This is a genomic window from Rhizobium alarense (assembly GCF_021555155.1).
In the GTDB taxonomy this organism is placed as follows: Bacteria; Pseudomonadota; Alphaproteobacteria; order Rhizobiales; family Rhizobiaceae; genus Rhizobium_D; species Rhizobium_D alarense.
In genome coordinates this window covers 68377-79161 of record NZ_JAKGBU010000011.1, presented here as the reverse complement: position 1 = coordinate 79161, position 10785 = coordinate 68377, and the positions used below count along the sequence as shown (strand labels likewise).

Below are 10785 nucleotides of genomic sequence, written 5' to 3'. Positions count from 1 at the left end.
GGCCGTCGCCTCCAGCACGATGTTCGCCGCGCTCTCCTTCAGTTCGACGCCGAAGGCCCGCTGGTAGTGCTCGGCGACCAGCGCCCGCTCCAGCTCGTCGCACTTGTTGAGGAACGTGACGCGGAAGGCGAAGGCGACGTCGCCGAAGATTTCCGCGTTCTCGGCCCAGGTGATGACCGTACGGGGGCTCATGACCGTCGAAAGATCGCCGTTGATGAAGGCGGCGCGCGTCAGGTCGGCGACGCGCACCATGCGCGAGATCGTGTCGCGACCGTCCTTCCGGCCGGACATGCCCTTCACCTTGGCCGCGACGATGTTGACCTCGTTGTCGTGCGGCAGGTAGTTGAGCGTGGTGACGATCGACCAGCGGTCCATCTGGGCCTGGTTGATCTGCTGGGTGCCGTGATAGAGGCCGGTCGTGTCGCCGAGGCCGACCGTGTTTGCCGTCGCGAAGAGGCGGAAGGCGGGATGCGGCCGGATGACGCGGCTCTGGTCGAGCAGCGTCAGGCGGCCCGAGGATTCCAGGACGCGCTGGATGACGAACATGACGTCCGGACGGCCGGCATCATATTCGTCGAAGACGAGCGCCACATTGTGCTGGTAGGCCCAGGGCAGGATGCCATCCTTGAACTCGGTGACCTGCAGCCCGTCCTTGACGACGATCGCGTCCTTGCCGACAAGATCGATACGGCTGACATGGCTGTCGAGGTTGACACGCACGCAGGGCCAGTTGAGTCGTGCCGCGACCTGCTCGATGTGCGTGGACTTGCCCGTGCCGTGATAGCCGGAGACCATGACCCGGCGGTTGTGGGCGAAACCGGCAAGGATCGCGAGTGTCGTCTCGCGGTCGAAGAGATAGTCCGGATCGAGGTCCGGTACATAGGCGTCGGCTTTCGAATAGGCGGGAACGCGGATGTCCGTGTCAATGCCGAAGACCTCCCGCACCGATACGGAGGTGTCCGGGAGGTTGGAAATATCAATGTCGATCTTGCTCATCATGTCTCCGCGACGGGCGCCATCGCGCGCCCGTCCTGTAAATGCAATTCCGCCGCCCCTGCTCTAGCAGAAGCCTGCCTGCTTTAACAATTGGTATGCTTGAATGACGGCGCGAAAACGCTCTTCCGATCCCCTGTCTCCGCCATTCGCGTCGGGGTGGTGCTTCTTCACCAGTTCCTTGTAGGCGGCCTTGATTTCCTGCGTCGTGGCCGCCGCGTGGAGCCCGAGCGTATCGAACGCCTTGGCTTCGAGCGTCTTCAGCTTGCGCGCCCGCGGCTCCATGCGCGCCGAACGGCGGCCCTGCTCGAAGAAGCCGAAGGGATCACGCATGCGCTGCTGCGCCCCGGCCGAGCCGGACCGGGTCTGCCCCTGCGCCGGGCCGTTTTTCGCGGACTTGTTCACCCCCATCGTCCAGGTCGGACGATGGCCGGTAATCGCCTCCTTCTGGTAGCGGGCAATCTCCGTGTCCGACAGGCCGGAGAAATAATTGTAGCCCTTGTTGTATTCCTTCACGTGCTCGAAACAGAACATGAAGAATTGCCCCTCGGCATTGCGGCCGACGGGCGCGCGATGCGCCGCATTCTCCTCGCAACCGTCCCACTGGCAGACGGGTGCCGTACGCTCCGGCCGCTCCACGCGCCGACGCGTGCGGATCCGGTCGAAATATTTGGAATCGAGTTTCATGGCCTCAATTATGGGCCTCGGCCGAGGCCACAACAAGAATTGACAAAGAGGATTGTTGCTGGCTTTGTGGGAACCCTTTTCGAAGGGCAAAGCCCAGCCCGAGACAGCCGGGAACACGGCATGACACTGAAATCCCGCATTGAAGATAGGTTGTCGGACGCCTTTTCACCAGAGCGGCTGGAGGTGGTGAACGAAAGCCACCAGCATGCCGGGCACGGGCCGGGCTTTTCCGGCGAGGGCGAGACCCACATGCGTGTCCGCATCGTTGCGAGCGCCTTTGCGGGCATGAGCCGCGTCGCACGCCATCGCGCCGTCAATGCGCTTCTCGCGGACGAGTTCGAGGCAGGACTGCACGCGCTGGCGATCGAGGCCGCCGCCCCCGGGGAACCGACCCGCTGGTGAACGGGAACCGCACGGTATGGCCATCGTTCCATCCCGTCGACCGGCAAGGGGGGGCGAACGGTCAGGCCACCGACCGAATCTGACGCGGCTGCACCAGCCGGACCGATGCGGACGCCTGTGAGCACCATAGTTGCGAGGCCGGGACCAGGCGGCTCATCGAAAAGGCGTTCGGCGTTCAGACCTTTCAGAATGATCGGCTGGACGAAGCAGATCCCTGGGGGTCGGGATCGTTCATGGTGATATCGGTCAGGCCCGGTCCTGATCTCACGCCGTGGTCGTCAGATCGTCGGCGGGGCGTATCCGCAGACGTGTGATGCGGTTCTTCACCCGCTTCATCACGATGAAGCGCTTGCCGTAGAAGGTGAAGGCCTGCCGCTCTTCCGGAATCGATTTCGATTCGTGGATCACGAGCCCGGCGATGGTCGTCGCCTCCTCGTCCGGCAAGGACCAGTCAAGGGCTCGGTTGAGGTCACGGATCGGCACGCTGCCGTCGACGACGATCGAACCGTCGGCTTCCTGCCGCACGCCCTGGATGTCGATGTCGTGCTCGTCGGAAATGTCTCCGACGATTTCCTCGAGAATGTCCTCCAGCGTCACCAAGCCCTGCACCTCGCCATATTCGTCGACGACGATCGCGAAGTGCCCCTTGCGGCGCAGGAAAGCGTTGAGCTGCTCCTTCAGGTTCGTCGTGTCGGGCACGAACCACGGCTTCTGCGCAATCTTCGTGACGTCGAGATACTGCGGCTCCATGTTGGGTTCGGCGAGCGCGCGCAGCAGGTCCTTGGCATGCACGACACCGACGATGTTGTCGGTCGAGCCCCGCCAAAGCGGCATGCGCGTATAGGGGCTTTCGAGCACGGTGCGGACGATGACTTCTGGCGGATCGTCGGCGTTGATCGCCCGCATCGCCGTACGGTGGATCATAATGTCCGACACTTCGAGCTCGCCGAGGTCGAGAATGCCGCCCAACCGGTCCCGGTCGGCCTTGATCACCGAGCCCTCGCGATGGAGCAGGTCCACCGCCCCGCGCAGTTCCTCATGCGCCGTCAGCATGGGCACGTCGTTTGCGAGCGTGACGCCGAAAATGCCGAGGATGAAGCGGACGATCGCGTTGACGGCGCTGGAGAGCGGGCCGGCGACCACGACGAACAGCCTGACCGCCGGCGCGACGAACAGCGCGAAGCGGTCGGGCGACGAGATCGCCCAGCTCTTCGGCAGCACTTCCGAAAAGATCACGAGCAGCAAGGTCATCGCGATCGTCGCGATCGCGACGCCCGAATCCCCGAAGAGACCGAGAAAGAGGCTGGTGGTCAGCGAGGACGCCAGGATGTTGACGAGGTTGTTGCCGATCAGCAGGGCGCCGATCAGCCGGTCGCGGCGCTCGATGAGCGAATTGACAAGCCCCGCCCGCTTCTCGCCGTTGTTCTCCAGCGTGTGCATGCGCGCGCGCGAGGCGGCTGTCAGCGCCGTCTCGGATCCCGAGAAGAAGGCGGACGCGGCGATCAGGCCGAAAACCGAAAGGAGGATCAGCCAGTATTCAGACAGAAAGGTCGCGACGCTCTCGGTCGTCATCCGGGAAGCCTCTCCTTGAGGAAGCTCAGGACCTCCGACGCCGGGACGTCGTCAGCGACAAAGGACTGGCCGATGCCGCGCGTGAGGATGAAGGCAAGCTTGCCGGACTTCACCTTCTTGTCCTGCGCGATTGCATTCATCAGCACCTCGGCGGGCGGCAAGCCGCCCGGGATTTCATCCATCGAGACCGGCAGGCCGACATCCTTCAGGTGGGACGCCACGCGCTTGCTGTCGTCGGGGCTTGCGAGATTGAGACGTGCCGAGAATTGATGTGCCAGCACCATGCCGATCGCCACGCCCTCGCCGTGGACCAGCCTCCGGCTGTCATAGGCGGTCGCGGCCTCGAGGGCATGGCCGAAAGTATGCCCGAGGTTCAGGAGCGCCCGCTGCCCGTTTTCCCGCTCGTCGGCCGCCACCACGTCGGCCTTGGCCTGGCAGCTGACTGCGATCGCCTCGCTGCGCGCCGCGCCACCCGCGAAGATCTCGCGCCAGTTCTTCTCCAGCCAGGCGAAGAAGTCGGGCTTGTCTATAAGACCGTATTTCGCCACCTCGGCATAGCCGGCCCGGAATTCGCGCTGTGACAGCGTATCGAGCACGTCGGTATCGGCAAGCACGAGGTCCGGCTGGTGGAAGACACCGATCAGGTTCTTGCCGTGCGCGGAATTGATGCCGGTCTTGCCGCCGACGGAGGAATCGACCTGTGCCAACAGCGAGGTCGGCACCTGGATGAAGCGCGACCCGCGCCGGACGATGCCGGCCGCAAAGCCCGTGAGGTCGCCGATGACGCCGCCGCCGAGCGCCACCACGGCGTCGTTGCGTTCGATGCGGGCGGCGAGAACGCCGTCGCAGACCGTCATGAGGTGCTCGAAGCTCTTGGTCTTCTCGCCCGCCGGCAGGATCTGCGAAACGGCAGCGATGCCGCTGTCGGTCATGGCTTTCATGAAAGCGTCGAGATAGAGCGGCGCAACATGCTCGTCCGTGATCACCGCCACCTTGCGCCCCTTGAGGCGCGTCGCGATCTCCCCGCCGGCAGCGGCGATCAATCCCGACCCGATAAGAATGTCGTAGGAACGGTCGCCGAGTTCGACGCGAACCTGGCGACGGGCGGTGGACATGGCGTGGCTGTTCATGATCTCACTTCTCGGATCCGCTCGCTGCGATCGCGGAGAGCACTTCGTCGACCATGACCTCCTTGCGCACGTCGCGCGAGATGACGGTGAGATCGGCCTCCGCATAGATCGGATAACGCGCGTTCATCAGATTTTCCAGCGTCTGCCTGGGGTTTTCCGTCTTGAGGAGCGGCCGGTTGTCGCGCTTGGTGACACGTTCCCAGAGCACGTCGAGATCGGCTTTGAGCCAGACGGTGAGTCCGCCGCGCCTGATATATTTGCGGCTCGTTTCGTTGATAAAGGCACCGCCCCCCGTCGAGAGCACGCGAGGGCCCGTCTTGAGCAGGCGTTTGATGACGCGCGCCTCCAGCGCCCGGAACTCCGGCTCGCCATAGGCGGCGAACAGTTCCGGGATCGTCATGCGCGAGACGCGCTCGATCTCGTGGTCGGAATCGACGAAGGGAACGCCGAGGGCCTGCGCCGTCAGCCGCCCGACGGCCGACTTTCCCGCCCCCATCAGGCCGATCAGCACGAGGTTGCGCTTGCCGAGGACGGCACGCGCCCGGTCGGCCAGCCGCGGAGGCGCCTTGTCGATCGTCTCTGTCATTGCGGATCACGGCCTCTGGTAACGACGCTCCTGTCTCCCGTATCGACAAAAGCGGCCCGAGCGTCAAGCCTCGCGGTATCCGGCGCACCGGCCCGCCTTGCGCTGGCGGCGCGCGGAGGCGATATAGGAACAAGCCACGAGGAGCCTCCATGCCGACCCTTTTTCGCTTCCTGTTCTTCTGCGCCGTCGTTGTCGGCATGGTCTACGGAACGATGGTGGCGCTGGTGACTTTCGTGGACCCGACGGAACGGGAGGTCACCATCCGCATCCCCTCGGAACGGGTGAACAAGGATCCATGACCGACCGCTCCGGCCTGCATATCGAGGCATTCCTGGAAATGATGAGCGCCGAGCGCGGCGCTGCCGCCAACACGCTGCAGTCCTACGGGCGGGATCTGGACGACGCGCGGTCGTTCCTTGGCCGCGCCGGTGTCGGCATGTCCGGCGCAAATCCGGACGACCTGCGCGCCTATCTCCGCCATCTCGCCGCCGCCGGCTTCAAGGCATCGTCCCAGGCGCGGCGCCTGTCGGCCCTCCGGCAGTTCTACAAGTTCCTCTATGCCGAAGGGATCAGGCCCGATGACCCGACCGGCGTGCTGGACGCGCCGAGGAAGCAGCGAAGCCTGCCGAAGGCTCTCTCCGTCGACGACGTGACGCGGCTCATCGCCCGGGCCGAGGACGAGGCGCGCGAACCGGGCAACGGGCAGTTCGGCCGCAAGCGCATGCATCTCCTCGTCGAGCTTCTCTATGCCACCGGCATGCGCGTCAGCGAACTCGTCTCGCTACCGGCAACCGCGCAGACACAGGCCGGGCGCTTTCTGCTGATCCGCGGCAAGGGCAACAAGGAGCGCCTGGTGCCTTTATCACGCGCCGCCCTCGCCGCGCTCGAAACCTATGCTGCCGCGCTGGAGCTGGAGCGGGAGCGCAACGAAGCCATCCGAAACGTGCCCTTCCTCTTCCCCGCCGCAAGCAGGGAAGGCCATCTGCCACGCCAGGTCTTCGCGCGCGACCTCAAGGCGCTTGCCGGCCGGGCCGGCATCCGTGCCGTGAGCCTGTCGCCCCACATAATCCGCCACGCTTTCGCCAGCCATCTGCTGCAGAACGGGGCGGATCTGAGGGCCGTCCAGGAACTGCTCGGTCATTCGGACATATCGACGACGCAAATCTACACACATGTGCTGGAGGAGCGGCTGCATCAGCTCGTCCAGACCCATCACCCCCTTGCCAAACAGGCAAAAAAACCGGATTAGGACCGCCAACCGCCGTCCGCGGCCGCCAAGGGCAACCCGGGCCAGTTGGAGCAAACGATCGGAAACGCATCTCATGCACAATTATCTCGACTTCGAAAAACCCATCTCGGACCTGGAAGGCAAGATCCATGAGTTGCGCAAGCTCGCCGAGGAAGACGAGAGCATCGATACGTCCGACGAAGTCTCCCGCCTCGAGGTGCGTGCGCGAGAGGCCATGGTGGACATCTATTCCAAGCTGACGCCATGGCAGAAGACGCAGGTCGCCCGCCATCCCTCGCGACCGCATTTCCTCGACTATGCCGCGCAGCTCTTCGAGGAGTTCACGCCGCTTGCGGGCGATCGCAAGTTCGCGGAAGATCAGGCGATACAGGCCGGGCTCGGCCGCTTCCGCGGCCAGCCGGTCGCGATCATCGGCCAGGAGAAGGGCAACGACACCAAGTCGCGCCTAAGGCACAATTTCGGCAGCGCACGGCCGGAGGGCTATCGCAAGGCGATCCGGATCATGGAAATGGCCGACCGTTTCGGTCTGCCCGTCATCACGCTCATCGATACGGCCGGCGCCTATCCCGGCATCGGCGCGGAAGAGCGCGGCCAGGCCGAAGCCATTGCCCGCTCGACCGAGATGTGTCTCAACGTCAAGGTTCCGATCGTCTCGGTCGTTCTCGGCGAGGGCGGCTCGGGGGGCGCCATCGCCATCGCCACCGGCGACCGCGTCTACATGCTCGAACACGCGATATACAGCGTGATCTCGCCGGAAGGCGCCGCCTCCATCCTCTGGCGCGACTCGACGCGCGCCAAGGAGGCCGCGAGCAACATGAAGATCACCGCGGAGGATCTGAAGTCCCTTGGCATCATCGACGGCATCATTCCCGAGCCGGTCGGCGGCGCGCATCGCGACCCCGAGGCCATGATTTCCGCGACCGGCGATGCCATCGCCGAAGCTTTGAAGGAGCTCTCCGCCAAGCCCGGCGACCAGCTTCGCAAGGACCGCCGCCAACGCTATCTTAACATCGGTCGCCAATTGTGATGTTTTGCCGGCAGCGCGTTTCACGGTTTCGTCCCGGCCCCGCGAACATGACCAAATCTTGGCCACATTCGTCGTGTCAGAGAACCCGACAGCACGCGAGCCTGGCGAAAGCTTGACCGGTAACTCTTTGTGAAGCATGAGCCGGGTAAGTCTCCTTGCCGCACCACGCGAATCGCTTGACGTTTTTCGGATTGTCCTTGATGCGCCTGACCGTTCTTGCTGCTGTTTCGCTTCTGGCCGTGGCCGCCGCCGGCTGCACCAATGAGACGCTCGATTCCGTCGGCCCGACCGTTGACGTAAAGACGGTCAAGAACAAGGTCGAGTATCAGCTTTCCAACACCGTCCTGTCGCGCATGGCATCGCTCAATATCGACCGCCAGGCACCGCTGATGATCCGGATCGTGAAGGAAGAAGGTATGCTGGAGGTCTGGAAGGCCGACCGGTCCAACCGCTTCCAGATGGTCAAAAGCTACAAGATCTGTGCCTGGTCCGGGAAGCTGGGCCCGAAGGTGAAGGAAGGCGACCGGCAGGCCCCCGAAGGCTTCTACCCGCTGTCGCGCGCCCATCTCAATCCGAACTCCAGCTACTATCTCGCGATCAACACCGGTTATCCGAACACCTATGACCGGGCCAACGGCCGATCGGGCAGCCATCTGATGATCCATGGCGCGTGTTCGTCGTCGGGCTGCTACTCGATGAGCGACGAACAGATGCTGGAGATTTTCGCCTTCGCCCGCGATGCATTCAAGGGCGGTCAGGACACCATCCAGCTTCAGGCGTTCCCCTTCCGCATGACCGCCGAGAACATGGCGCGCCACCGCGACAATCCGAATATCGAGTTCTGGAAGATGCTGAAGGTCGGCTACGACCACTTTCAGGTGACCAAGCGCCCGCCCGAGGTGCAGGTCTGCGACCGGAAATATGTCTTCAACCAGCAGAGCGACGGCAAGCTCAATCCGACGGGCGGCTGTCCGGCGATGTCGGCGCCCGCCCAGCTCGAAGCGGCGATGACGGCCTTCAACAAGTCCTACGCGTCTCAGTACGAGACCGCGATGAAGAAATACAGGGACAAGGTCTGGATCGAGCCAAGCGAAGCCCAGCGCAAGGCGATCGTCGCCGAGCAGCGCGAGGGCCGTGAACTCGCCTATGCGCCGACCGGCACGTCGCTCGACGCCGGCAAGCTGATGACGGTGCGCGAGATCGAGGCCGCCAAGAAGCGGGCCGAGGCCGAAGCCAGGCGCCGGGAGGAAATGGCCGAGCGGGCACGCCAGCGTGAAGAGGAGCGCAAGGCGAAAGAAGTCGCGGACGCTGAGGCCGACATCGCGGAAACGCGCGCCGAAATGCAGGCCGCGGGCAGGCTGACGCAGGATGGTGTCGCGGTGCCTGCGGAAAAGCCGAACCCTGCCGCAGCCGAGGAAAAGGAGAACGGCGACAACCAGCCGTTCTGGAAGAAGCTGATCGCGTCTGTCGGCAACCCCCAGCCCGATGTGGACACGAAAGACGGGAGCACGTCTGTCGTCGCCGATCCGGGGACGGCGGCAGCCGAAACCGAGCAGCAGGTGAAGCCTTCGGCCGGCCAACAGGCGGCGGCCACCGCCGACGCGGTGACAGCAGGCACTCCGGCAACCGGAGTCGACGACACGACGCCGGTCATCGTCGCCGCGCCCGCTACGGATGCTAACGCCGCTTCGGAGGAGACGCCCTTCTGGAAGTTCTGGAAGAAATGACGGCCGCACCCTCCGCCGGTGTCGTCGAGACCTACGACCTGCGCGGCCTCAAATGCCCGTTGCCGGTGTTGAAGACGCGCAAGCGCCTGGCGGCGATGCGGCAAGGCGAGCGGCTCTGGGTGGAGACGAGCGATGCTCTCGCGGTGATCGACATCCCGCATTTCTGCGCCGAGGACGGCCATGCGCTGGAATCCAGCCTTGCCACGGCAACCGGCCATCGTTTCCTGATCCGCAAGGGCTCCTGAGCCGACGGCCGTTCAGCCGAGCCGGATGCCGGCGACGGCGAGCGGGTTGCTCTCCAGCGCCGCGCGGTCCGGCCGGTCCACGTTCGGCGTGCCGGTGAAGGCGTCGAACAGGTCGCGCACGAACGCCTCCGGCAGATCCCTGGTGATCAGCACCATGCGCGTGCGGCGGTCCGACGGGTCGGGCCAGGCGGCAAGCCGCTGCGGCGGATGGAAGACGCTCTGCACGCCGTGCAGCACCACCGGCCGGTCCGGCTTGTCCGAGACGGCAACGATCGCCTTCATGCGCAGCAGGCGCTCGCCATGGGCCGAGCGCAGCAGGTCGATGAACATGTCGAGCGCCATCGGATCGACGGGGCGATCGTGGATGATGCTGAAGGAGCGGATGCTGGCATCGTGCCGGGTCACGTCGTGGCCGTGCCTCGCGTGATCGTGATAGCCGTGATGATCGTCGGCATGGTGGTGGTGCTCATGATCATGATGCGGCGCTACCTGCTCGTCGCTGAGCCAGCGCCTGACGTCCGGCAGCTTCGTGTCCGGGTCGTACAGACCGCAGGCGAAGAGTGCCGGCGTCACGGCATCCCCGTCGTCCGCATCGATGATCGGGGCGCGCGGATTGAGGCGGCGCAGTTCGGCAAGAAGCACATCCCGGCCATCGCCCGCAGCCAGTGCCGTCTTCGTCACGACCACCCGGTCCGCGACCGCCGCCTGTTTCACGGCTTCCGGATGATTGCGCAGGGTGGCGAGGCCGTTCGCCGCATCGACGACGGTCACGACGCCATCGAGCCGGAACGAATGGGCGATCACCGGATTGCCCATCACGGCCTGAAGCACAGGCGCCGGATCGGCGAGCCCGGTGGTCTCGACGATGACGCGCTTCAGGGCCGCGATACGCCCCGTCTGCATGCGGTCCATCAGATCGGCCAGCGTATCCACCAGTTCGCCGCGGATGGTGCAGCAGAGGCAGCCGTCGGAAAGTTCGATGATGCCGTCGCCGGACTGCTCGACCAGAAGGTGGTCGATGCCGACTTCGCCGAATTCGTTGATGATCACCGCCGTGTCGGCAAGCGCCGGATGCTTCAGCAACCGGTTGAGCAGGGTCGTCTTCCCCGCGCCAAGGAATCCGGTCAGGATGGAGACCGGGACGGTACGCTCCGCATGGGACATGGA

General features: G+C 64.7%; 12 protein-coding genes. 6 read left to right on the top strand and 6 right to left on the bottom strand.

All coding sequences use genetic code 11. The features are described 5' to 3' along the window. The coding region (gene cobS / locus LXM94_RS05630) for a cobaltochelatase subunit CobS (RefSeq protein ID WP_235770178.1) at positions 1-996 on the bottom strand (996 nt) is incomplete at its 3' end. Positions 997-1059: 63 nt separating this feature from the next. Further along, a complete protein-coding gene (locus tag LXM94_RS05625; protein ID WP_235770181.1) occupies positions 1060-1689 on the bottom strand; it encodes a J domain-containing protein in 630 nt (209 codons plus the stop codon). Positions 1690-1800: 111 nt separating this feature from the next. Here LXM94_RS05625 and LXM94_RS05620 point away from each other — a divergent pair, with 111 nt between their 5' ends. After that, on the top strand, positions 1801-2082 hold the full coding sequence (locus LXM94_RS05620; protein ID WP_235770177.1) for a BolA family protein: 282 nt from the start codon (positions 1801-1803) through the stop codon (positions 2080-2082). A gap of 264 nt (positions 2083-2346) precedes the next feature. On the opposite strand, the gene LXM94_RS05615 is transcribed toward LXM94_RS05620, so the two are convergent. The 3 genes from LXM94_RS05615 to LXM94_RS05605 are packed head-to-tail and all read right to left on the bottom strand — an operon-like array spanning position 2347 to position 5370. Beyond that, positions 2347-3654 (bottom strand): HlyC/CorC family transporter, encoded by a 1308-nt coding sequence (locus LXM94_RS05615; RefSeq protein ID WP_235770176.1) that lies wholly within the window; start codon positions 3652-3654, stop codon positions 2347-2349. Continuing rightward, complete coding sequence (gene aroB, locus LXM94_RS05610) at positions 3651-4784, bottom strand: 3-dehydroquinate synthase (RefSeq protein WP_235770175.1); 1134 nt, start codon at positions 4782-4784, stop codon at positions 3651-3653. The genes LXM94_RS05615 and aroB overlap by 4 nt, the downstream gene beginning before the upstream one ends. 4 nt (positions 4785-4788) lie before the next feature. Continuing rightward, positions 4789-5370 carry a shikimate kinase gene (locus LXM94_RS05605; RefSeq protein WP_235770174.1) on the bottom strand — a complete coding sequence of 194 codons (582 nt, stop codon included), beginning with the start codon at positions 5368-5370 and terminating at the stop codon, positions 4789-4791. Between the two features lie 149 nt (positions 5371-5519). On the opposite strand from LXM94_RS05605, the gene LXM94_RS05600 reads away from it, so the two are divergent. The 5 genes from LXM94_RS05600 to LXM94_RS05580 all read left to right on the top strand — a co-directional run bounded on the left by LXM94_RS05600 (position 5520) and on the right by LXM94_RS05580 (position 9618). Further along, the gene (locus LXM94_RS05600) at positions 5520-5669 is read left to right on the top strand and encodes a hypothetical protein (protein WP_235770173.1); all 150 of its coding nucleotides are present in this window, start codon (positions 5520-5522) and stop codon (positions 5667-5669) included. Continuing rightward, positions 5666-6619, top strand: a complete 954-nt coding sequence (locus tag LXM94_RS05595; RefSeq protein WP_235770172.1) for a site-specific tyrosine recombinase XerD — start codon at positions 5666-5668, stop codon at positions 6617-6619. Before LXM94_RS05600 ends, LXM94_RS05595 begins: the two co-directional genes overlap by 4 nt. Positions 6620-6692: 73 nt before the next feature. After that, a complete protein-coding gene (locus tag LXM94_RS05590; protein WP_235770171.1) occupies positions 6693-7646 on the top strand; it encodes an acetyl-CoA carboxylase carboxyltransferase subunit alpha in 954 nt (317 codons plus the stop codon). A 200-nt stretch (positions 7647-7846) separates the two neighbouring features. Next, a complete protein-coding gene (locus tag LXM94_RS05585; protein ID WP_235770170.1) occupies positions 7847-9373 on the top strand; it encodes a L,D-transpeptidase family protein in 1527 nt (508 codons plus the stop codon). Further along, positions 9370-9618, top strand: coding sequence for a sulfurtransferase TusA family protein (locus LXM94_RS05580; RefSeq protein ID WP_235770169.1), 249 nt, complete (start codon positions 9370-9372; stop codon positions 9616-9618). Before LXM94_RS05585 ends, LXM94_RS05580 begins: the two co-directional genes overlap by 4 nt. Positions 9619-9630: 12 nt before the next feature. Here LXM94_RS05580 and LXM94_RS05575 read toward each other — a convergent pair whose 3' ends face one another. Continuing rightward, a complete protein-coding gene (locus LXM94_RS05575; protein ID WP_235770168.1) occupies positions 9631-10782 on the bottom strand; it encodes a CobW family GTP-binding protein in 1152 nt (383 codons plus the stop codon). Between the last annotated feature and the right edge of the window lie 3 nt (positions 10783-10785).

Excerpts from the sequence above, each read along its gene's own strand:
- LXM94_RS05620 (WP_235770177.1), top strand. The coding sequence starts at position 1,801 with ATGACACTGAAATCCCGCATTGAAGATAGGTTGTCGGACGCCTTTTCA.
- LXM94_RS05615 (WP_235770176.1), bottom strand. The coding sequence starts at position 3,654 with ATGACGACCGAGAGCGTCGCGACCTTTCTGTCTGAATACTGGCTGATC.
- aroB (WP_235770175.1), bottom strand. The coding sequence starts at position 4,784 with ATGAACAGCCACGCCATGTCCACCGCCCGTCGCCAGGTTCGCGTCGAA.
- LXM94_RS05605 (WP_235770174.1), bottom strand. The coding sequence starts at position 5,370 with ATGACAGAGACGATCGACAAGGCGCCTCCGCGGCTGGCCGACCGGGCG.
- LXM94_RS05600 (WP_235770173.1), top strand. The coding sequence starts at position 5,520 with ATGCCGACCCTTTTTCGCTTCCTGTTCTTCTGCGCCGTCGTTGTCGGC.
- LXM94_RS05595 (WP_235770172.1), top strand. The coding sequence starts at position 5,666 with ATGACCGACCGCTCCGGCCTGCATATCGAGGCATTCCTGGAAATGATG.
- LXM94_RS05590 (WP_235770171.1), top strand. The coding sequence starts at position 6,693 with ATGCACAATTATCTCGACTTCGAAAAACCCATCTCGGACCTGGAAGGC.
- LXM94_RS05585 (WP_235770170.1), top strand. The coding sequence starts at position 7,847 with ATGCGCCTGACCGTTCTTGCTGCTGTTTCGCTTCTGGCCGTGGCCGCC.
- LXM94_RS05580 (WP_235770169.1), top strand. The coding sequence starts at position 9,370 with ATGACGGCCGCACCCTCCGCCGGTGTCGTCGAGACCTACGACCTGCGC.
- LXM94_RS05575 (WP_235770168.1), bottom strand. The coding sequence starts at position 10,782 with ATGTCCCATGCGGAGCGTACCGTCCCGGTCTCCATCCTGACCGGATTC.